16 protein-coding genes and 2 pseudogenes are annotated in these 20497 nt (G+C 69.0%); 9 read left to right on the top strand and 9 right to left on the bottom strand.

Annotated features, from left to right (window positions below; genetic code table 11):
- Positions 1-2 precede the first annotated feature (2 nt).
- Both egtB and ACW4E8_RS04975 read right to left on the bottom strand, forming a co-directional pair.
- Positions 3-1292 (bottom strand): ergothioneine biosynthesis protein EgtB, encoded by a 1290-nt coding sequence (egtB, locus tag ACW4E8_RS04980; RefSeq protein ID WP_456803498.1) that lies wholly within the window; start codon positions 1290-1292, stop codon positions 3-5.
- Between the two features lie 182 nt (positions 1293-1474).
- Positions 1475-2095 carry an FMN-dependent NADH-azoreductase gene (locus ACW4E8_RS04975; protein WP_456803497.1) on the bottom strand — a complete coding sequence of 207 codons (621 nt, stop codon included), beginning with the start codon at positions 2093-2095 and terminating at the stop codon, positions 1475-1477.
- Between the two features lie 140 nt (positions 2096-2235).
- Between ACW4E8_RS04975 and ACW4E8_RS04970 the strand changes: the two genes are divergently transcribed.
- From ACW4E8_RS04970 to ACW4E8_RS04960, 3 genes are all read left to right on the top strand, one after another.
- Entirely contained in the window at positions 2236-3183 is a 948-nt protein-coding gene (locus ACW4E8_RS04970) for a LysR family transcriptional regulator (protein WP_456803496.1), read from the top strand.
- A 198-nt stretch (positions 3184-3381) separates the two neighbouring features.
- Positions 3382-3801: a DoxX family protein gene (locus tag ACW4E8_RS04965; protein ID WP_456803495.1), complete on the top strand. Its 420-nt coding sequence runs from the start codon at positions 3382-3384 to the stop codon at positions 3799-3801.
- 271 nt (positions 3802-4072) lie between these two features.
- The gene (locus ACW4E8_RS04960; RefSeq protein WP_456803494.1) at positions 4073-4639 is read left to right on the top strand and encodes a DUF4136 domain-containing protein; all 567 of its coding nucleotides are present in this window, start codon (positions 4073-4075) and stop codon (positions 4637-4639) included.
- 18 nt (positions 4640-4657) lie between these two features.
- Here the strand turns inward: ACW4E8_RS04960 and ACW4E8_RS04955 are convergent, their stop codons facing one another.
- The gene (locus tag ACW4E8_RS04955) at positions 4658-5884 is read right to left on the bottom strand and encodes an EAL domain-containing response regulator (RefSeq protein ID WP_456803493.1); all 1227 of its coding nucleotides are present in this window, start codon (positions 5882-5884) and stop codon (positions 4658-4660) included.
- Between the two features lie 255 nt (positions 5885-6139).
- On the opposite strand from ACW4E8_RS04955, the pseudogene ACW4E8_RS04950 reads away from it, so the two are divergent.
- Positions 6140-9528: pseudogene (locus ACW4E8_RS04950) on the top strand (DNA translocase FtsK 4TM domain-containing protein).
- Between the two features lie 33 nt (positions 9529-9561).
- Complete coding sequence (locus ACW4E8_RS04945) at positions 9562-9897, top strand: cupin domain-containing protein (protein WP_456803492.1); 336 nt, start codon at positions 9562-9564, stop codon at positions 9895-9897.
- Positions 9898-9930: 33 nt separating this feature from the next.
- Here the strand turns inward: ACW4E8_RS04945 and ACW4E8_RS04940 are convergent.
- From ACW4E8_RS04940 to ACW4E8_RS04920, 5 genes and pseudogenes are all read right to left on the bottom strand, one after another.
- Positions 9931-10194: pseudogene (locus tag ACW4E8_RS04940) on the bottom strand (type VI secretion system baseplate subunit TssE); the annotation flags it as partial.
- A gap of 2 nt (positions 10195-10196) precedes the next feature.
- Positions 10197-10793 (bottom strand): peroxidase-related enzyme, encoded by a 597-nt coding sequence (locus tag ACW4E8_RS04935; protein ID WP_456803491.1) that lies wholly within the window; start codon positions 10791-10793, stop codon positions 10197-10199.
- On the bottom strand, positions 10790-11326 hold the full coding sequence (locus ACW4E8_RS04930; RefSeq protein WP_456803490.1) for a CMD domain protein: 537 nt from the start codon (positions 11324-11326) through the stop codon (positions 10790-10792). The genes ACW4E8_RS04935 and ACW4E8_RS04930 overlap by 4 nt, the downstream gene beginning before the upstream one ends.
- A 31-nt stretch (positions 11327-11357) precedes the next feature.
- A complete protein-coding gene (locus ACW4E8_RS04925; RefSeq protein WP_456803489.1) occupies positions 11358-12833 on the bottom strand; it encodes an FAD-dependent oxidoreductase in 1476 nt (491 codons plus the stop codon).
- Positions 12826-13836: a LysR family transcriptional regulator gene (locus tag ACW4E8_RS04920; protein WP_456803488.1), complete on the bottom strand. Its 1011-nt coding sequence runs from the start codon at positions 13834-13836 to the stop codon at positions 12826-12828. Before ACW4E8_RS04920 ends, ACW4E8_RS04925 begins: the two co-directional genes overlap by 8 nt.
- Before the next feature lie 244 nt (positions 13837-14080).
- Between ACW4E8_RS04920 and ACW4E8_RS04915 the strand changes: the two genes are divergently transcribed.
- A complete protein-coding gene (locus ACW4E8_RS04915) occupies positions 14081-15535 on the top strand; it encodes a glycine betaine ABC transporter substrate-binding protein (protein WP_456803778.1) in 1455 nt (484 codons plus the stop codon).
- Between the two features lie 6 nt (positions 15536-15541).
- Here the strand turns inward: ACW4E8_RS04915 and ACW4E8_RS04910 are convergent, their stop codons facing one another.
- Positions 15542-16954, bottom strand: coding sequence for an aminotransferase-like domain-containing protein (locus tag ACW4E8_RS04910; protein WP_456803487.1), 1413 nt, complete (start codon positions 16952-16954; stop codon positions 15542-15544).
- A gap of 151 nt (positions 16955-17105) precedes the next feature.
- Here ACW4E8_RS04910 and ACW4E8_RS04905 point away from each other — a divergent pair, with 151 nt between their 5' ends.
- The 3 genes from ACW4E8_RS04905 to ACW4E8_RS04895 are packed head-to-tail and all read left to right on the top strand — an operon-like array spanning position 17106 to position 20491.
- Entirely contained in the window at positions 17106-17291 is a 186-nt protein-coding gene (locus ACW4E8_RS04905) for a DUF2970 domain-containing protein (protein ID WP_010811552.1), read from the top strand.
- 13 nt (positions 17292-17304) lie between these two features.
- Positions 17305-18639 carry a c-type cytochrome gene (locus ACW4E8_RS04900; protein WP_456803486.1) on the top strand — a complete coding sequence of 445 codons (1335 nt, stop codon included), beginning with the start codon at positions 17305-17307 and terminating at the stop codon, positions 18637-18639.
- A gap of 7 nt (positions 18640-18646) precedes the next feature.
- Complete coding sequence (locus ACW4E8_RS04895; protein WP_456803485.1) at positions 18647-20491, top strand: NAD(P)-binding protein; 1845 nt, start codon at positions 18647-18649, stop codon at positions 20489-20491.
- The last annotated feature ends 6 nt before the right edge of the window (positions 20492-20497 follow it).

Here is a 20497-nt window from a genome sequence, read left to right as displayed (position 1 = left end):
AGTCAGACGTCGTCCGCCAGCCGCACGCCCGTGAACTGCCAGCGCTGGTGCGGGTAGAAGAAGTTGCGGTAAGTGGCCCGGATATGCGATTCGGGCGTGACGCACGACCCGCCGCGCAGCACCATCTGGCCGCTCATGAACTTGCCGTTGTACTCGCCCACGGCGCCCGCCCTGGGGCGGAAGCCCGGATACGGCAGGAACGCGCTGCCGGTCCATTCCCACACATCGCCGAACATCTGGCGCAGCGCGCCCGAGGTGTTCTGCCGGTCCGGCAGCGGCCGCAGCGCGCGCCCCTCGACAAAATTCCCCGTCGCCGGCAGGCTGCGCGCCGCGTGCTCCCATTCCGCCTCGGTCGGCAGCCGACGTTCGGCCCAGCGCGCAAAGGCCTCCGCCTCATAGAAGCTGACATGTGTCACCGGGCTGTCCGGGTCGACCGGATGCATGCCGCGCAGCGTCATCTGCCACCAGGTGCCTTCGCGCGCCTCCCAGTAGAGCGGGGCCTGGATGCCTTGCTCGCATACCCAGCGCCAGCCGTCCGACAGCCACAGGCCCGCGGTCTGGTAGCCGCCGTCCTCGATAAACTCGAACCATTGCCGGTTGCTGACTGGATGCGAACACAGCAGGAACGGCTGCAGGTAGACCTTGTGGCGCGGCCCTTCGCAGTCGAAGGCAAAGTCCTCGCCGCCATGGCCGATCTCGACCACGCCGCCGTCAAAGCCGATCCAGTCCGGCGCGGGCCGCGGGTCGGCGATCACCGGCGCGGTCAGCTCCGGCGCGAAGGCGGGGCGCAGCGGGTTCTGCGCGAACAGGTGCAGGATGTCGGTCAGCAGCAGTTCCTGGTGCTGTTGTTCATGTTGCAGGCCGAGCGTGATCAGCACCGCTTCATCGTCGGTCTGGGCCTTGCCCAGCAGCGACATCATCGAATCGTCCACGCCCTCGCGGTAGGCCAGCACCTCATCCAGCGAGGGGCGGCTGAGCAGCCCGCGCTGCGGGCGCGGGTGGCGCGGGCCGACGGCCTCGTAGTAGGAGTTGAAGAGGTAGCGGTAGTCCGGGTCCACCGGCTCGTAATCCGGGATGCGCGCAGCCAGCACGAATTCCTCGAAGAACCATGTGGTGTGCGCCAGGTGCCATTTTGCCGGGCTGGCGTCGTCCATGGACTGCACGGTGGCATCGGCATCGGACAGGTCGGCCACCAGGGTCTCGGTGGCGGTGCGTACGTGGCGATACTGCGAAAGCAGGGCAGGTTCGTGCGGCGGATGGAGGGCGGCGGCTGGCAACAGGGCTGAAGTCATGCGGGCTCCCGGGAGTGGATCGGTCGATGACTGCAGGCGGCAGGACAGCCGCGGGCAAATAGCCGGGGCCGGCGCGCCGCCCATGGCACGCGGGGCGCCGTAGCGCCCCGATCCATCATAGACCCGATCCGTCCGCGGGGCGAGCCGGCGCCGTCCTGCAGCGCCGGCCGGCCCTCGGGGCCTCAGGCGGCCAGGCGGCTGGCGTCGTTCAGTGCCGCGATTTCGGTGCGGGCGCTGGCGAGGCCGGCTTCGCGGAACTGCGGACCCATGGCCAGGCCGTGGGCACGCACGTAGGTGATGTCGGTGATGCCCAGGAAGCGGAACACGATGTCGACGGTCTTTTCGTGCAGGTCCAGTTCATTGGCATCCTGGCGCACGCCGCCGCGCGACGACACCACGATCACGCGCTTGCCGCCGGCCAGGCCCACCGGCCCGTTCTCGGTGTACTTGAACGTGCGGCCAGCCTGTGCGATGCGGTCGATCCAGGCCTTGAGCTGGCTGGGGATGCCGAAGTTGTACTGCGGCACGCCCACCACCAGCACGTCGGCGGCCAGGAATTCGGCCAGCCATTGCTCGGTGCGCTGCAGCTCGGCTTCCTGAACAGCGTTCAGGCCTTCCTTCGGGCCGCCCAGCACGGGCAGCAGGTTGCCGGACAGGTGCGCCGGAGCGTCCTGGTCCAGGTCGCGCACGGTGATCTTGGCGCCCGGGTTGGCGGCGACGAGGTCGGCCACCACGCTGGCGGTCAGGCTGCGCGAAACGGAGTTGTCGCCAAGGACGCTGGAATCGATCTGCAGGATGTTCATGTCTTTCTCCACGAGGGTGCGGTTGCGATGGATGAAAGATAGCGGCTGGCCATTGGTATCGGTAGTGAGGCAAAATGCAAATGATTGTTCTACCGGCGCAACGCCAGCCTGGCGGCCGCACGGTGATCCCGGAGCCATCCATGCAAGACCTCAACGACTTGTCGCTGTTTGCCCAGGTGGTCGAACACGGCAGTTTTTCGGCGGCCAGCCGCGCCACCGGCGTGCCCAAGTCGCGCCTGAGCCGGCGCATCGCCCAGCTGGAGCGCGACCTGGGCGTGCAGCTGCTGCGCCGCACGACACGGCAGGTGCGCGTTACGCCGCTTGGTGAATCCTTCTACGAACGCTGTCACGCCATGCTCAATGAGGCCAAGGCGGCCCGCGAGGTCATCGAGCAGGCGCGCGAGCAGCCCGGTGGCACGCTGCGCGTGAGCTGCCCGATCGCTATCGCCCAGATCCTGCTGGCGCCTGCCATTGGTCATTTCATGCGCGCCAATCCGGCTGTGCGCATCGAGATGGAGACCACCAACCGGCGCGTGGATGTGATCGGCGAAGGCTTCGACCTGGCCCTGCGCGTGCGCGAGTCCATGGAGGACTCCAGCCTGGCCGTGCGCACCTTCGGTGAAAGCCAGGTGATGCTGGTGGCCAGCCCCGCGCTGCTGGACAGCATCGGCCGCCCGCGCACGCCGCAGGCGCTGGACGGCATGCCGGGCGTGGGCCAGCCGCCGCACGACGGCAAGCATGTCTGGACTCTGCGCTCCAAGAGCAGCGACTCGATCCAGATTGCCTATGACCCGCGCCTGGTCACCGAAGACTTCGTGCTGCTGCGCGAGGCGGCGATCGCCGGCGCGGGCGTGGCCATGCTGCCGCGGATGTATTGCCGCGATGCGCTGGAAAGCGGCGAGCTGGAACTGGTGTTGCCGCAGTACGACATGCCGGTCGGCACGCTGCATGCGGTTTTCCCCTCGCGCAAGGGCGTGACGCCTGCCACCCGGCGCTTTCTCGACTTCCTTGGCGAGGTCCTGCCCGAATGCGCATACAAGGCCGGCATGCTTGAGCCGCGGCAGCCGGCGATGCACCGGGTGGTGTAGCGCAAGCCTCCCGGATGCGGCGTGGCGGGATCGGCGAGGTGGTGTGCCGGTCGCATCCCGGCCAGAAGGCAGTCTCGTATTTGCGGCTTTACCTTCACGCCGCCTCGCACTAAGGTACAGGGGGCGAACCTCGCGCGTGAGGGTAAAGGCGCTTGGCTTCGACAACCAACTCGACAGACAACGGCAAGGAGAACGGCCATGGGTGGCTCTCAGGGTTCCCAGGACTTGGGCAAGGCGCTGCTGCGCATCGTGCTTGGCGTGCTGATCCTGATGCACGGCATCGCCAAGCTGACCGGTGCGTCCGGCATGGGCTTTGTGGCGAAGGTGGTCGCCGACGCCGGGTTGCCGGCATGGCTGACCTACGGCGTCTACATTGGGGAAGTCATAGCCCCGATCCTGCTGATCATCGGCCTGTGGAGCCGCCTGGCGGCGCTGCTCGCTGCGATCAACATGCTGTTTGCGGTGGCGCTGGTGCATACCAAGCAGCTCGGCATGCTGGCCGATACCGGCGGCTGGGCGCTTGAGTTGCAGGGGATGTTCCTGGGCGCGGCGCTAGCGGTGGCCCTGCTGGGGGCGGGCCGGTTCAGCGTGGGCGGCATCAATGGCAAGATGAACTAGTGTCCTGTTCCGCAGATGGCTTGCCAAAATGAAATCGTCCAGTTGGTCGTCAGGCTAGGCGCGAGGAGGCGCCATAGCCGTAGCTATGGCAACGACGAGCAACGACGCATGGCGGCCAACTGGGCGATTTCATGGCAAGGTATTTGCGGAACAGGGCACTAGCCCATCGGGTCAGATGGCGTACGGTGCGCCGGCGTTCCGGCGCCGGTGGCGCTTGCGCGTGGCTGCATGAGTGCATGTGCGCGCTGCCGTGGACTCATGGAGATGTATCGTGAAACCCTTCCGGCAGCTCTTTCCGGTCGTGGCCGCGGCGCTGGTCCTGTCAGGCTGCGCCAGCGTGCCCGACATCAAGACCGACTACAACCGCAGCACGGATTTCAGCGTCTATCGCAGCTTCGGCTTCGTCGAGCATCTTGGCACCGACCGCCAGGGCTATGAAAGCCTGACCACCCAGTACTTCAAGTCCGCCGTGCAGCGGGAACTGACCGCACGCGGCTACCGCTATGCTGCGCAGTCGCCGGACTTGCTGGTCAACTTCAACGCCCGGTTGCAGGAGAAGGTCCAGGTCAGCCCGGGGCCGACGCCGATGATGGGCTATTACGGTTATCGCGGCGGGCTGTATGCGCCGTGGCCGGGCTACGGCTTCTATAACGACGTCTATACCTACACCGAAGGCACGGTCAACATCGACCTGGTCGACCGGCGCCAGATGAAGCTGGTCTGGGAAGGCGTGGCGGTGGGCAGCGTGGACACCAGGGACAAGGCCAGCGCCCAGCAGCGCATCGACAAGACCGTGACGCAGATCTTTGCCAAGTATCCGTACCGGGCCGGGCAGTAGCGCCGGCTCCGGGCCATGTCACGCCGGCGGCGTTGCCGCCGCCCGGTCGATGGCATCCGCGACGAAGACCTCGGCCGGCTTGGGCGCGGACCACAGGTAGCCCTGGCCCAGCGGGCAGTGCAGCGCCAGCAGCGCTGCCCGCTGCGCGTCAGTCTCGACGCCTTCGGCCACACACTCCAGGCCCAGCTCGCGCGCCAGGTTGATCATGTTGCGGCAGATCGCGCCACGCTGGCCATGCCCGTCGACATCGACAACGAACGACCGGTCGAGCTTCAGCTGCGTGAAAGGCAGGTCCGCCAGCAGCTTGAGCGTGGCGATGCCAACGCCGAAATCGTCGATCGCCACGCCGTAGCCCAGCAGCCGCAAGCGGTTCATCGCGACCGACAGGGCCAGCGTATCGGGCACCGGATAGCCTTCGGTCAACTCCACCGTCAGCGCCTGCCGCGGCACGCCGCTGGCGGCCACCATGGCATCAAACGCCTCCAGCACGCGGGGCCGGCACAGGGTTTGCGCCGACGCATTGATGCCCAGCGCAATGTGGATGCCCGCCGCGCGCAGCCGCTGCTGCGCTGCCAGGCACTGGCGGGACACAAAGAAGAACACCGGGTCGGCCGCACCCAGCGCTTCGAGCCGTGGGATAAAGATGTCGGGCTGTACCAGGCCGTGTTCGGGATGGCGCCAGCGCACCAGGGCCTCGGCGCCGGCCAGCCGGCCGCTGGCAATGTCGTGCTGGGGCTGCAGCATGACCAGCAGGTCTGTGCCCGACTGGGTGGCGGCGATCAGTTCTGCGTCGTCGGGTGACCACGCCGGCGGGGCGGATTCGCCGGCAGGCTGGCGCACCAGCGCATCGGCCAGGATCTCTTCCACCGCATCGCGCGACAGCGGCTTGCGCAGCGCGTGCACGCGCGGGATGCCGGCGGCGTGCGCCAGGCCACGGTTTGAATCCAGGATGTCCTCCGCCAGCGCCGTCACCCAGACCCACACCGGTGCCGCCCCGGCAAAGGCACGCTGCCCGCGCCGGTGCAGCTCGGCAATCAGCTCGGGGCCGTTGCCGCCAGGCATTTCGATGTCGCAGAGCACGATGTCGAACGGTTCGCGTGCAAGGATCTCGGCCGCCTGCGTGCCGCTTTCAGCGGAAACCAGGGTCTGCACCCCCAGATGCCGCAGCAGCCCCTCGGCCGCGACCCGCTGGAACGGATGGTCTTCAACGACAAGAACGCGCAGGCTGGCGTAGCGGATCGGCATGGGGGAGGGGGGAGGCGGCGGGCCGCCTGGAGTGCAATTCGATCGGGGGGTTGCCGCATGGTAGCGCGGCGCCGCTGCGCCAACCACCGGATGGTGCAAAGTCTGGCGTCGCTGGCATGCGGAATCGCACAGGGATCGTTGCGCAATCGCCCCGGAAACGCGCTGCGTTACGAATATTTGCGCTTTCCGATTCAATCGCCGCCTGCCATAACCGCTACAATCGCTGCCCGTAGTTTTGAACATGGCATTTCGATAATGGGTTTTGGCTGGTTCGGATTCTCGACTTTCTGGATAGTGCCGCTGGTCTGGCGGCTGGTGACGCGCTGGCTCGCCGGCGAGCGCCGGCTGGCAGGCCCGGGCTCATTGCGCGTCTGGCTCGGCACGCTCGCCGTGCTGTGCGCGAGCGCCTGCCTGGAAGCGCTGACCAGTGGCACTGATCCGGAATCGAGCGCCGGCGGTTCGGCCGGCCGCGCGCTGGCCGGCATGATGGGCAACCTGTTCGGCTGGACCGGTGCCTTGCTGTTGATGCTGGGCGTGCTGGCGCTGGCCGCGCCGATGGTGTTCGGCGAAACCTGGCGCAGCCTGTTCTCGCGCAAGCCGCGACGCGCCGCCGCGCCTGACGCGGCGCCGGAAGAGCCGCCGGTTTCCTTTGCGGCCACCCAGCCGATGCGCGAGGCGGAGCGCCGGGATGCGCCGGCGGCAGGCAACCCCGGCTGGACTGCGCCCGCCACGCGCCATCGCAGCTTTGAAGCGGTCTCGGCGCGCCGCCAGCCCGCCTGGCAACCGCCGCGCCGTACGCGTGAATCCCCGCCGCAGCCTGGCGAGATCTGGCTGCACCATGCCGAGTCGCCGGGCGCGGTCAAGCCGGCGCGCACCGCGCCGCCCGCACCCGCCGCACCGGCACCGGCACCGCGTCCTGCCCAGCCGGCGGCACGCAGGCCGGCCACGACGGCAGCCCCTTCACCGGCTCCAGCGCCGCGGCCGGCACAGCCTCTGCGTGGCACGGTGGTCAGCAGCCCGTTCCGCCAACCGCAGCCCCTGGTGCGTTCGGCGATTACGACGCTGCCTGAGGCTTCCCGCAAGGGCGCCGCCTCGGCCGCTGTTTCCGTCGCGGTACCTGCCGCCGTATCAGCGCCGGCCGAAGCCGCCGCCGTAGCGCTGGCGCCCACTGGTGCCACGCAAGCCGTGGCCGCTCCCGCGCAGCCGGTTGCCAGCCCGGAACCTGAAGTCGTGGCACCGCCCGACGCACCTGCCATGGAACCGGTGTCTGCAGACACCGATATCGTTGGCGACATCGCGCCGGAATCCGTGCCGGCCGAAGCCGACGAAACCACGCTTGCCGCGATCCGGCAGGAAGCCCTTGACCTGCTGGCCGAGTTGCAGGCGCTGGCAGGCAAGTCAGTGGTACCGCAAGCGGCTGCGCCGGAACTGCAACAATTGGACGCGGCTGTGCCGGATTCGGCGCCGGACATGGCCGTCGACGCAGAACCGCACGCACTGGCTACCGTCACCCTGCCAGCCGAAGCCGAAGCCGAAGCCGAAGCCGAAGCCGAAGCCGAAGCCGAAGCCGAAGCCGAAGCCGAAGCCGAAGCCGAAGCCGAAGCCGAAGCCGAAGCNAAGCCGAAGCCGAAGCCGAAGCCGAAGCCGAAGCCGAAGCCGAAGCCGAAGCCGAAGCCGAAGCCGAAGCCGAAGCCGAAGCCGAAGCCGAAGCCGAAGCCGAGAGCGGAGATCACGTCGTTGTCATTGGGGAACCCGAAGCGCTGGCAGCAGCCGCGCCCGAATTGGATGTCACCGGTGCCGAGGCCGTAGCCCAGGCCGTGGCAAGCTCCGCGATGGAAGAGGGCAGCGCTCTTGATGCCAGCGCCCGGGCACCCGCGGAGGACAACGAAACGGACGGGTTGATGGACGGCAACGGCCTGATCGCCGAGGAGGCGGAACCGGATGCGGCCGAGCCTGCTGAGGCAGCAGAACCGCCTGAAGCAATTGAAACCCCGGAAGTCCCTGAGCCCGCTGAGGCGCCTGAACTGAATCAAGCTCCGGTCCCGGCCGCCAAGCCGCGTATCGTGCTGCCCGCCGTGGTCGGCCGCACCGTGCCGCTGGCTGCCGCCCAGCCGGCGCCCGTGCCGGTGCCGGTTGCGCCGCCGCCTCCGCGCCCCGTCGTCGACTACCGCCTGCCACCGGCCGAACTGCTGGAGACCGGGGTCGACAGCGCCGAACAGGTGTCGGAAGAACGCCTGCGTGAAACCGGCGAGCTGATCGCCCAGCGGCTGGCCGAGTTCAAGGTGCCAGTCGCCGTGGTCGGCGCCGGTGCCGGCCCGGTGATCACCCGCTTCGAGGTCGAGCCCGCCATGGGCGTGCGCGGCGCCCAGGTGGTCGGGCTGATGAAGGATCTGGCGCGCGCGCTGGGCGTGACCTCGATCCGCGTGGTCGAGACCATTCCCGGCAAGACCTGCATGGGGCTGGAGCTGCCCAATGCGCGCCGGCAGATGATCCGGCTGTCGGAGATCGTCAACGCGGCCTCGTTCCAGGCGCATCATTCGCGGCTGGTGCTGGCCATGGGCAAGGACATCACCGGCAATCCGGTGGTGACCGACCTGGCCCGCGCGCCGCACCTGCTGGTGGCCGGCACCACCGGCTCGGGCAAGTCGGTGGCGGTCAATGCCATGATCCTGTCGATGCTGTACAAGGCCACGCCCGAAGACGTGCGCCTGATCATGATCGACCCCAAGATGCTGGAACTGTCAGTCTACGAGGGCATCCCGCACCTGCTGGCGCCGGTGGTCACCGACATGAAGCAGGCCGCGCACGCGCTCAACTGGTGCGTCGGCGAGATGGAAAAGCGCTACAAGCTGATGTCCGCGCTGGGCGTGCGCAACCTGGCCGGCTACAACCAGAAGATCCGCGCCGCGGAGGCCGCCGAGCGGAAAGTGCCGAACCCGTTCTCGCTGACGCCGGACGCGCCCGAGCCGCTGTCGCGCCTGCCGATGATCGTGGTGGTGATCGACGAACTGGCCGACCTGATGATGGTCGCCGGCAAGAAGATCGAAGAACTGATCGCGCGCCTGGCACAGAAGGCGCGCGCCGCCGGCATCCACCTGATCCTGGCCACGCAGCGCCCCTCGGTGGACGTGATCACCGGCCTGATCAAGGCCAATATCCCGACGCGCGTGGCGTTCCAGGTCTCGTCCAAGATCGATTCGCGCACCATCCTCGACCAGATGGGCGCCGAGAGCCTGCTCGGCCAGGGCGACATGCTGTTCCTGCCGCCTGGCACCGGCTATCCGCAGCGGGTCCATGGCGCCTTTGTTGCTGACGACGAAGTGCACCGCGTGGTGGAACACTGGAAGCAATTCGGCGAGCCGGACTACGATGAAGCCGTCCTTGCCGGCGACCCGGCCGAGGCCGGTAGCACCGACCTGTTCGGCGACAGCGGCGGCGACGGCGAGGCCGACCCGCTCTACGACGAAGCCGCCAGCTTTGTGCTGACCAGCCGCCGCGCCTCGATCTCCGCCGTGCAGCGCCAGTTGCGCATCGGCTATAACCGCGCGGCACGCCTGATCGAGCAGATGGAGGTGGCCGGACTGGTGTCGCCGATGGGCCGCAACGGCGCGCGCGACGTACTGGCGCCGGGGCCGGGCAACTGACAGGCCCCGCAACCACGACTTCCCGGAGGCAGCATGCAGCCTGAACACGGAAACCTGCTGGCGGATGTGCCGGCCGGCGCGGCGCAGGAACGCTTCCAGCCGCTGCTGGAACGGCCCGGGTTGCGGATCGAGCGCATCGTCTCGAACGGGCAGGCCAGTCCCGACGGCTTCTGGTATGACAGTGCAGAGGCGGAATGGGTGCTACTGCTAAGCGGCAGCGCGGCCATCGAGATCGAAGGGCAGTCCGGCCAGCATCCCATGAAGCCGGGTGACTGGCTGCACCTTCCCGCCCACTGCCGCCACCGGGTGGCCTGGACTGATGCTACCCAGCCCAGTGTCTGGCTGGCGGTGCATCACAGCGCTGGCTGAGCGCCCGCGCGGCTTGCGGCTGGCGCCTGGTGCTCAATCCCGGTCGCGTTCAGCCTTCAGCAGCTTGAGCCGGGTCCTGCCATCCGGCGTGAAGTGGGTGCCGAACCGCACCAGCCCGGCCCGATGCAGCTGGCAGCTCATGGTAAAGCTGAGCAGCATGCCGGGCTCGGTTTCTTCGATGGTCAGGTCGATGGCGCGCAGCCGGGGCTCAAAGCGCAGCAGCGTGGTCTCGATCTCGCGCTTGAGCGTATGCGCTGACGCTGGCAGGTGGCGGTAGATCCTCGACAGATCGCCCAGGCTTACTCCTCGGAATGCTCCGGAAACACCGGCTCGCCCAGGTTCAGCATCAGCCGGTTCGCCCACGCAAAGATGGCGACCGAGTGGATCAGGTCCAGGATTTCCGCATCCGTGATGCCCGCTTCCCGCAACGGCTTGAGCTGCTCAGCAGTGACTTCGGCGGGCCGCTCAGTCAGTTCGATCGAGAACTTCGCGATTGCCTGCTCGCGGGGAGTCGTGCCGGCGGTATGGGGATTGTCGAACACCTGGCGGATCACATCGTTGCGCTTGGCCAGTTGTTCGAAGCGCTGCGCATGGACCGATGCGCAGTAGACGCAGCCATTGATGCGCGACACCACCGTGGTGGACAGCTCGCGTTCCGCGCGGGGCATGCCGCCGGGGGCATACATGATGGCGTTGAAGGCGGTGGAGCGCTGGCGCAGGATTTCGGGCTGGTGTACCAGGAGGCGGTAGTAATCCTGGACCTTGGCCTTGGGGTGGCTCTCTTCGAGTACGGCGACCTGCTCGGGCGTGGCCTGGTCGAGTTCGACCACGTCCAGCCACGCCTTCCAGTCGAGGACTTCATTGGTGAAGCCGTGGGATTTGATGATCTCGCTCATGCCTGGGCTCCTGCGGCGTTGTCGTTCAGTGCTTTCAGAGCATCCAGGCCGGCCACCAGCCGGACCTGGTACGACAGGAAGGCGATCAGTTGCGCCAGCGTGACCACTGCCGGGGTGCTCAGGCCGGCTGCGGGCAGGGCCTGCAGCGCGGCCTTGTCGCCTTCGACGGGCTTTTTGATCAGCTTGCGGGTGAAGTCCAGCATGGCGCGCAGGCGCGTGTCGGCAATATCTTCCGGCTGGCCTTCAGCCGCGGCGCGGACATGGCTGGCATCTGCGCCGGCTTGCTCAAGGCGCGCGCGATAGTGTGCCGCCAGCGCAGTCGACGGCGTCAGGCGTGCCGCGTACAGCGCAACCAGCAGGCGCTCTTCCAGCGACAGGCCAGGCAGGGCGGGGTCGAACAGGGCGTCGTAGCTGCCTTGCGTGGCGGCCACGACCTTGCCGCGCTGGTGGCGCAGCGCGTGCGTGGCGCTACCCGGCGCGAGGCCGGTGAGCTGGTCGATCAGGTCGACCGTGGCAGTCGGGGGCTGGGTCATCGGACTCTCTTGGTTCAGGTCGGGGTGGGATTCAGGCCTTGGCGGTGCGTAGTGCCGGCGGCGGGGCCGGCACCCATTCGTCGCCGAAGACTTCAGGCTCGGCATAGGCCTGCAGCGCGGCGTAGTGCAACTCAACGTCTTCCTGGTACAGCAGCGCGGCAATGCCCTGGCCAAGCCGGCGTGCGCCGTCGCTGATCGCCGGGATGTCGCCGGACACGGTGCCGTGCGACAGCGCCGCCGGATAGCAGAAGCAGTGGATGCGCGTTACGCCGGGGCAGGCGCCGGGCGTCTTCTCCTGGAATTCGAAGCCGTCGCCAAGATCGGGCGAGTCGGACAGCTCGCGGTCTTCCTGGCCTGCGGGTGGCGCATGGCGGTCGCGCCAGAAGCGGATATGCGGGGCGAAGGCGGCGAACTCCGGCCGTGTTTCCAGCGCGATGCGGAAGCCTGTGGAGAAGAGCAGGAAGTCCAGTTCGAACTTGCCTTGCGGTGTTTGCAGATGCAGCACGTCGCCCTGCGCGTCGATCGATTCCAGCGCGGCCCCCAGGTTGAAGTACGCATTGGCATGGCGCGACACGCGCAGCGTGCTGCCGCGCGGCGGCGGCACCTGCTGGGTGTTGATGTAATGGCGCAGCCGCCATTTCCAGGCATCGGACAGCCCGTAGTGGCCGAAGGCCAGGCCCGGATTGCCGGCGCCCTTGCTCTTGTTGACGCGCGGAATGTCCGGGCGGCGGATCAGCATTTCGACGCTGGCGGCGCCCGCCTCCAGCGCGGTCGCGGCGCTGTCCATGCCCGAGGCGCCTGCGCCGACCACGCCCACGCGCTTGCCGCGCAGCGCGGCGTAGTCCATCTCGTCCGACGAATGCGCCCACAGGTGGCGCGGCAGCGTGTCCGCGACCGGCGGCACGTAGGCACCGCCCAGGCCGTCACGGCCGGTGGCCAGCACCACGCGGCGCGCCAGCACGGTCTGCGGGCCGTCCGGGGTCTGCATCGACAGCGCCACCAGTCCGTCCGGGCGCGGCACGATGGCATCGACCTGGTGCTCGTTGCGGATATCCAGCGCCAGCACCTGGCGGTACCAGCGCAGGTAGTCCATCCATTGCAGGCGCGGAATCTTGTCCAGCGCCTGCCAGGCAGCCTCGCCGAACTGCGCCTCGAACCAGGCGCGGAAGGTCAGGGCCGGCAGGCCCAGCGCGGGACCGGTCAGCTGTTTGGGCGAGCGCAGCGTCTCCATGCGCGCGGTGGTGGCCCACGGGCCTTCGAAGCCCACCGGGGCGCGGTCAAAGGCGCGCACGCGGATGCCCAGGTGCGTCAGCGTGGCGCAGGCCGCGAGTCCCGCCATCCCGCCGCCGATGACAGCGACATCGAGCACGTCCTGGCCATCGTGGCTGCGCGGCATGGTCCAGGCCTTGGCGGGCAGTTCCAGCCAGGACAGGTCCTGGCGCAGGCGCGCTTCAAGCGCGGCCAGGCCGGCGGCGGGGGTAAGGGCGGGGGCGGATAGGTCAGTCATGGCTTGGAAGTCCGGCATCTTGTGTGAGCGTGTCAGCGTCGTCGCTGGCATCGCCATAGAGCGATTGCAGCAGCGCGCCGTGTTCGGCGGGATCGCGCCGCACCAGGTCGGGCAGCAGCCCGGCGGCGGCGTCGGCCACGGCCTGCACCAGCCCCAGCACCGCCGTGCTGGCCGGGCGGGCCTGTGGCGTGATCACGCCGAAGTAGAAAGGAATATCGGCATCGATGGGTCGCACGGCGATATCGGCCAGCGGCAGGCCGCGGGCGGTCACCGGTTCCAGCACGGCGATGCCCAGCCCGGCGCGCACCAGGGTCAGCGCGCTGATCGAGGTATTGGTGTCGATCACGCCCGCTGCGGGCACGCCGGCGCCAGCCAGTGCCCGGTCGACGCGGCGGCGCAGCCGGTACGGGTTCTGCATGGTGACGATGCGGCGCCCGCGGCAGTCCTGCAGCGCGATGGCAGGCTGCGCGGCCAGTGCGTCGTCGGCACGCACGGCTGCGACGCACGCGGACTGGCCGATCCAGTGCACGGTCACACCGCGGTGTTCGAGCGGCAGGCTGTTCAGGCCGATGTCGGCGGCGCCGGTCAGCACCGCGTGCACCACCTGTTCGGGCGACACACTCTGCACCGCCACGCGTTCCGGCGCGCACAGCCCGCGCTCAAAGGCCAGCGCCAGCGCGGGCGGCAGCAGGCCGGCAGCCAGCGCCGGGGTCGCGGCAATGCGCAAGGGCCGGCCATCGCCGCGCGCCAGCGCCGCGGCGCGTGTGCGGATCTGCTGCATGCCGGCCAGCGTCTGCTCGACTTCGTCATAGAGCAGGAAGCCTTGCTCGGTCGGGCTGACGCGCGGGCCGCTGCGGGTGAACAGGGCAAAGCCCAGCTCGGCCTCCAGCTCCTGGATCAGCCGCGTGATGGCCGGCTGCGAGCGGCCGAGCAGACGACCGGCGGCGGTGACGCTGCCGGTGGTGACGACTGCGGCGAAGGCTTCGAGTTGCCGGATTTCCATCGGGGCGGGATCTCGGAGGGTGTATGTGTAATCCGGATTCTGATGCCTTCATCATGCAAATAGCAAATACTATTTCGGGATAAGGACATGCGGCAGCTATGATGTAGCGATGCCGGGCGCACACCGGCCCCATATCGGGACAGACGTTTTGGCTTGGATCCGTGGCAGTCGGGAGATCGGGAGAACAGGGCGCACGCTGTGGCAGGCAGTGGCGTGGGTGCTGGCTGCTGCACTCGCGGGTGCCATGCCGGCGCGCGCGGCAGATCCGCTGCGCGTCGGCTCCAAGCGCTTCACCGAGTCGTACATCCTTGGCGAACTGCTGACCCAGGCCGCGGGGCCGCCCGGCGCCGCGCAACACCAGCCAGGGCTGGGCAATACCGCGATCGTCTTCGAGGCGCTGAAGGCCGGCAGCATCGACCTCTATCCCGACTACACCGGCACGCTCGCCGCCGAGATCCTGAAACTGCCCCCCGGAGCCGGCCTCGATGCCATCCAGCGGGCGCTGGCGCCGATGGGGCTGGGCGCGGCAATTCCGTTTGGTTTCGAGAACACCTATGCGCTGGCTGTGTCCGATGCCCGCGCCGGCGCGTTGCGCCGGTTGAGTGACCTCGCCGCGCAGCCGCAGCTCAGGCTCGGCCTGTCCCACGAGTTCCTGGGGCGCGCCGACGGCTGGCCGGGGCTGGCCAGCCGCTATGGGCTGCCGCAGCGCCCGGTCGGGCTGGACCATGGCGTTGCCTACGAGGCATTGGCCGCGGGGCAGGTCGATGCCATCGACATCTATTCCACCGACGCCAAGATCCGCAAGTACAAGCTGCACGTGCTGGAGGACGACCGCCATTACTTCCCGCGTTACGACGCGGTGGTGGTCTACCGCCTCGACGTGCCGCAGCGCTTCCCGCAGGCCTGGCAAGCGTTGGAGCGGCTGGCCGGGCGCGTCAGCGCCGACGACATGATCGCCATGAATGCCGCGGCGGAGATCGATGGCCAGTCATTCGACGCGATCGCGCGCGCGTTCCTGGCCGGCACTGCAGGGCAAAAGGCAACAAATGACGGTGCCGAACCGCGTGGCCGGCTGGCTGCTGCACTGTTCGGGCCCGACACCACTCGCCTGGCGCGGCGCCATGTCGGCCTGGTGGCGGGGGCAGTCGGTGCGGCCACGCTGGTCGGCGTGCCACTCGGGATGCTGGCGGCGCGGCGGCGCCGCACCGGACAGGCTGTGCTGGGCGTGGTCAACGTGCTGCAGACGGTGCCGTCGCTGGCCTTGCTGGCGATGCTGATCCCGCTGCTGGGCCGCATCGGCGTCTGGCCGGCCATGGTGGCGCTGTTTCTCTATGCCTTGCTGCCGATCGTGCGCAATACCGCGACCGGGCTTGAGCAGGTGCCGCAGGGTATGCGCGACGCGGCGCGGGCGCTCGGGCTGCGCGGTGGCCAGGTGCTGCGCTACGTGGAGCTGCCGCTGGCCTTGCCGGTGCTGCTGGCGGGCATCAAGACCGCGGCCATCATCAGCGTGGGCACGGCGACCATCGCAGCCTTTGTCGGGGCGGGTGGCTTTGGCGAGCGCATTGCCACCGGGCTGGCGCTCAACGACACCGCGCTGCTGCTCGCTGGCGCGATCCCGGCGGCGGTGCTGGCACTGGTGGTGCAGGCTGCGTTCGAGACGCTGGAGTGGGCCCTGCGCCGCCATCGCGAGGCACGCTAGGTGGCTTTAGCCTTGCTGCGCGATGAGACGGCCGAGAGTCGCAACGGCGGCCTCGGCCTCGTCGCTCCACAGGTGCCCGTAGTTGAGCCGGATGCAGTTGCGGTATCCCTGCCGCGCAGAGAAGATCGGACCCGGCGCCATGCCGATGCCTGCCTCCAGTGCGGCATGGTGCAATGCCAATGCATCGAAGCCGGGCGCAAACTCGACCCACAGGAAATACCCGCCCTCCGGCCGAGACACGCGCACATCTTCCGGAAAATGCTGGCCGATGGCATCGATCATGCGGCCCTGCTGCGTCTCCAGCATGTGGCGCAGCTTGCGCAGGTGCTTGTCGTAGCCACCGTGCTGCAGGTATTCGGCCAACGCCACCTGCGTGGGCACGCCGGCCGACAGCGTGGTCATCAGCTTGAGCCGCTGGATGGCCTCGCCAAAGCGGCCCGGCGCCACCCAGCCGATGCGGAAGCCCGGCGCCAGCGTCTTCGAGAACGAACTGCAGTGCATCACCAGCCCCTGCGTATCGAAGGCCTTGGCCGGCAGCGGGCAGCGGTTGCCGAAGTAGAGCTCGCCATAGACATCGTCCTCGATCAGCGGCACCTGGTGGCGCGCCAGCAAGGCCACCAGCGCTTTCTTCTTGTCCTCCGACATGCTGGCGCCGAGCGGATTCTGGAACTGCGTCATGAACCAGCACGCCTTGACCGGGTGCCGTGACAGTGCGGTGTCGAGCGCGCCCAGGTCGATGCCTTCGGCGGGGTCGACCGGGATCTCCACGGCCTTGAGCCGCAGCCGCTCCAGCGCCTGCAGCGAGGCATAGAAGCCGGGCGATTCGATCGCCACCACGTCGCCCGGCTGCGTCACCGCCATCAGGCACAGGTTGAGCGCCTCGAGCGCGCCGTTGGTGACGATCAGGTCCTCGGCCGGCTGCGGGGCGCCGGCGCCCAGGTAGCGCAGCGCGATCTGGCGGCGCAGCGCGGTATTGCCCGGCGGCAGGTCGTTGACCGAGTACCACGGGTCGAGCGCGCGGCCGGCGCGCGCCAGCGACTTGCCCAGCCGCTCCCACGGAAACAGCTCGGGCGAGGGAAAGGCCGAGCCGAACTGCACCAGCTCGCGGTCACGCGCGCCTTCCAGCACGGCGAAGACCAGCTTGGAGATGTCGACCTGCGTCGACACCTGGCGCGACGGCCGCGCCTGCGGCTGGGGCAGCTCGCGCCGCGCCGGTCCCGCCACGTAGTAGCCGGAGCGCTCGCGCGCCCGCACCAGCCCGCGCTCTTCCAGCCGGTAGTAGGCCTGGAAGGCGGTCGAGGGGCTGACACCATACTGGGCTACGGTCTTGCGGATCGACGGCAGGCGCGTGCCCGGCGGCAGGCTGCCGTTGCGGATATCGGCGGCCAGGGTCTCGGCGAGGGCTTCGTAGCGTTTCATGGCGGGTTGGCGGGGGCGGGGCGGGTGAGCGCATTATCTCCCGGGCAGGCAAACTGATACGTAAATTTTCCTGTTATCTGATGCTGTTATGGCTGGCGCGGACGGCCCATAATCGGCTCTCGTACACAAAGGCGTTGTGCAAGGAGATGCCATGAACCCGTTGAGGCTGTTGCGGACCGTGCTGTGGGGCTTCTTTGGCCTGCGCCAGGGGCAGGAGCACCAGCGCGACCTGGACACCTTGCGCCCGGTGCCGCTGATCCTGACCGGCGTGGCCGTGGCCGCCGGGCTGGTGGTGTGCCTGGTGCTGGCGGCAAACTGGGCTGTATCGGCTGCCTGACCTGACTGCTCCCATGCTTCTCCTGCCCCAAGGACTTGGTATCGCCACATCCCGCGCGCTGCGCAAGCTGGCCTGCCTGACGCTGGCGGTGCTGTTGCCCGTGGGCATGGCGCTGGCCGCCACCGACACGCAACAGATCGAACGCGGCCGCTACCTGGCGCGCATCGCCAACTGCGCCGCCTGCCATACCAGCGAAGGCGGCAAGCCATTCGCCGGCGGCCTGCCGATTCGCACGGCGGTCGGCACGATCCATTCGACCAATATCACGCCCGACGCCGGCAGCGGCATCGGCGCCTATACGCTGGCCGAGTTCGACCGCGCCTTGCGGCATGGCGTGGCGCGCGACGGCAAACGGCTCTATCCGGCGATGCCATATCCCTCGTACGCGCGCATGCGCGCCGAGGACGTGGCGGCGCTGTACGCCTACCTGCGTGCCGAGGTGGCACCGGTCACCCAGCGCAACCCCGCGCCGCAGATGCGTTGGCCGTTCAGCATGCGCAGCCTGCTGGCCGCGTGGAACGTCCTGTTCGTCGATGACGACCCGGTCCGCACCGACCCCGCGCGCGGCGCAGCCTGGAACCGCGGTGCCTACCTGGTGCAGGCGGTGGCGCACTGCGGCGCCTGCCATACGCCGCGCGGCAACCTGTTCGCCGAGAAGGGGCTGGACGAGCGCAGCCGCCATTTCCTGTCTGGGGCGAGCGTGGAGGGCTGGTCCGCTACCAACCTGACCGGCGACCAGGTCACCGGCCTGGGCGCGTGGTCGCGCGCGGATATTGCCGAGTTCCTGCGCACAGGGCGCAACGGGCACGCGACCTCGTTCGGGCCGATGTCCACGGTGATCTCCACCGCCACCCAGTACATGAGCGCGCCCGACCTCGATGCCGTGGCCGCCTACCTGAAATCCCTGCCCGGTGCGCGCGGCGAGGACAAGCCGTTCCGGCACGATGCCGCCACCGCGCAGCAACTGCGGCAGGGCCGCTTCGATGTGCCCGGTGCGCGCCAGTACGCGGTGTTCTGCATGCCTTGCCATGGCGCTGACGGCAAGGGCTTTGCCCGCGTGTTCCCGCCGCTGGCCGGCAACCCGACCGTGGCTGATCCCGATCCGGCCTCGCTGGTGAGCCTGTTGCTCGACGGCGCCGTGACCGCGCGCGTGGGCACCGCGCCGGCGGACTACCACATGCCCGGCTATGGCTGGACGCTGGACGACCAGGAACTGGCCAATGTGCTGACCTTTATCCGCGGCAGCTGGGGCAACCGCGCCGCGCCGGTGCCGGAAGCCGCCGTGGCGGCACGGCGCAAGGCGCTGGCCGCGCAGCGCCCGGCCGCGGCAGGCGACGCATCCCGATGAGCACCCGATGACGATTACGCGCAGAGACTTCCTCAACGGCACCGCCCTGACCATTGCCGCCGGGCTTGCGCCCGTGCAGTTGCTGCACGCGCAGCAGGGTGGGGCAGGCGTGGCGTACCCGCCCGCGCTGACCGGCCTGCGCGGCAACCATGCCGGCACCTACACGCTGGCGCACAGCCTAGCGCGCGAGGGCGCGAAATATCCCGTGGTGCTGGCACGCGAGGCGTTCGACCTGGTGGTGGTCGGCGGCGGCCTCAGCGGGCTGGCGGCGGCCTGGTTCTACCGGCGGCGCTTCGGCGCCAACCGCCGCATCCTGATCCTGGACAATCACGACGACTTCGGCGGCCATGCCAAGCGCAATGAGTTCACGGTGCGCGGCAAGCGGCTGGTGACCTATGGCGGCAGTGCAGAGATGCCGGCAGGCGCTGGCAGCGACGCCGCGGTGCGCGAACTGCTGGCAGGGATCGGGCTCGATGCCACGCGCCCGCCTGGCACTGTGCCTGCGGATCCCTATGCCGCGCTCGGCATGGGCCGCGCCGTGTTCTTCGATGCCGAGCATTTCGGGCGCGACCAATGGGTGGCGGGCGATCCGTTCGGCGAGTTGATCGATGTTCGCAGCGGGCAGCAGGCCGGTGGCCCGGATGCGGCTGCCCTGTCGCGCTTCCTGGACAACACGCCTTTGCCTGCGGCGGACCGCGCCGCGCTGGCGCGGCTGGCCGCCGGCACCACCGATTACCTGCCGGCGCTGTCGGGCGCCGAGCGCACGGCAGCGCTGCGCTCCATGCGTTACGCCACCTTTCTGCGTGACAAGGCCGGCATCGGCCTGGCCGGGCAGCGTTTCCTGCGCAGCCGCAGCAATGATGCCTATGCGCTGGACGCCGATGGGATTTGCGTTGCCGACGCCATTGCCATCGGCCTGCCGGCCGGCGCCAACATGCCCGCGCCGGCGGCCAATGCGCGGCTTGGCAAGTCGCCGGCTTCGCGCCTGTGGTTTCCGGATGGCAATGCCTCGCTGGCCCGGCTGCTGGTGCAGAGCCTGATCCCGGGCGTGGCGTCGATCGCCCGGCCGGCCGATGTGGTATCGGCCGCGTTCGACTACAGCCGCCTGGACCGCGACGGGCAGCCGGTGCGCCTGCGCCTGAACAGCACCGCGATCGCGGTCGAGCCCGACGGCAATATCACGCGCGTGACCTACGGGTTCAGTGGCAACCTGCATCGCGTTGAGGCACGCCATGTGGTGCTGGCCGGCTACAACATGATGATCCCGTACCTGCTGCCGTCGCTGCCGGCGAAGCAGAAAGAGGTGCTGCACAACGAGGCCAAGGCGCCGCTGGTCTACACCAAGGTGGCGCTCGACCACTGGCAGGCGTTTGCCGCGCTGCGCACGCGCCGCATCCACGCGCCGGCCATGGCCTATACCGACCTGTGGCTGGAGCCGCCGGCGGGCAGGCAGCCCTCCGATCCGGCTGTGCTGCATATGCTCTATGTGCCGACCGTGCCTGACAGCGGCATGCAGGCGCGCGACCGCTTCCGCGCGGGACGCGCCTTGCTGCTGGGCACGCCGTTCGACACGCTGGAACGCGACATCCGCGCGCAGCTCGACCGCATGCTCGGGCACAAGGGGTTTGCTTCGAAGGACGTGATCCGCGGCATCACCGTCAACCGCTGGGCACACGGCTACAGCTATATGCCCGACAGCCTGGCGGGTGAAAACGTGGCGCCCGACGCGGTGTGGCCCGGGCTGGCCGGCGTGGGCAGTATCAGCATCGCGAACAGCGACAATGCCGGCAGCCCTTCGCTGACCGCGGCGGTGGGACAGGGGAAGCGGGCAGTCGAGCGGCTGCCCGGGTAGCAGAGC

The organism is Cupriavidus sp. CP313 (genome assembly GCF_054072015.1).
This window is presented reverse-complemented; position numbering and strand designations above follow the sequence as displayed.

What these genes read in the sequence shown, in the direction of transcription:
- ACW4E8_RS04935 (WP_456803491.1), bottom strand. Translation starts at nt 10,793, where the DNA reads ATGAGCGAGATCATCAAATCCCACGGCTTCACCAATGAAGTCCTCGAC.
- egtB (WP_456803498.1), bottom strand. Translation starts at nt 1,292, where the DNA reads ATGACTTCAGCCCTGTTGCCAGCCGCCGCCCTCCATCCGCCGCACGAA.
- ACW4E8_RS04920 (WP_456803488.1), bottom strand. Translation starts at nt 13,836, where the DNA reads ATGGAAATCCGGCAACTCGAAGCCTTCGCCGCAGTCGTCACCACCGGC.
- ACW4E8_RS04915 (WP_456803778.1), top strand. Translation starts at nt 14,081, where the DNA reads ATGCCGGCGCGCGCGGCAGATCCGCTGCGCGTCGGCTCCAAGCGCTTC.
- ACW4E8_RS04895 (WP_456803485.1), top strand. Translation starts at nt 18,647, where the DNA reads ATGACGATTACGCGCAGAGACTTCCTCAACGGCACCGCCCTGACCATT.
- ACW4E8_RS04945 (WP_456803492.1), top strand. Translation starts at nt 9,562, where the DNA reads ATGCAGCCTGAACACGGAAACCTGCTGGCGGATGTGCCGGCCGGCGCG.
- ACW4E8_RS04910 (WP_456803487.1), bottom strand. Translation starts at nt 16,954, where the DNA reads ATGAAACGCTACGAAGCCCTCGCCGAGACCCTGGCCGCCGATATCCGC.
- ACW4E8_RS04900 (WP_456803486.1), top strand. Translation starts at nt 17,305, where the DNA reads ATGCTTCTCCTGCCCCAAGGACTTGGTATCGCCACATCCCGCGCGCTG.
- ACW4E8_RS04930 (WP_456803490.1), bottom strand. Translation starts at nt 11,326, where the DNA reads ATGACCCAGCCCCCGACTGCCACGGTCGACCTGATCGACCAGCTCACC.
- ACW4E8_RS04965 (WP_456803495.1), top strand. Translation starts at nt 3,382, where the DNA reads ATGGGTGGCTCTCAGGGTTCCCAGGACTTGGGCAAGGCGCTGCTGCGC.
- ACW4E8_RS04970 (WP_456803496.1), top strand. Translation starts at nt 2,236, where the DNA reads ATGCAAGACCTCAACGACTTGTCGCTGTTTGCCCAGGTGGTCGAACAC.
- ACW4E8_RS04925 (WP_456803489.1), bottom strand. Translation starts at nt 12,833, where the DNA reads ATGACTGACCTATCCGCCCCCGCCCTTACCCCCGCCGCCGGCCTGGCC.
- ACW4E8_RS04975 (WP_456803497.1), bottom strand. Translation starts at nt 2,095, where the DNA reads ATGAACATCCTGCAGATCGATTCCAGCGTCCTTGGCGACAACTCCGTT.
- ACW4E8_RS04955 (WP_456803493.1), bottom strand. Translation starts at nt 5,884, where the DNA reads ATGCCGATCCGCTACGCCAGCCTGCGCGTTCTTGTCGTTGAAGACCAT.
- ACW4E8_RS04905 (WP_010811552.1), top strand. Translation starts at nt 17,106, where the DNA reads ATGAACCCGTTGAGGCTGTTGCGGACCGTGCTGTGGGGCTTCTTTGGC.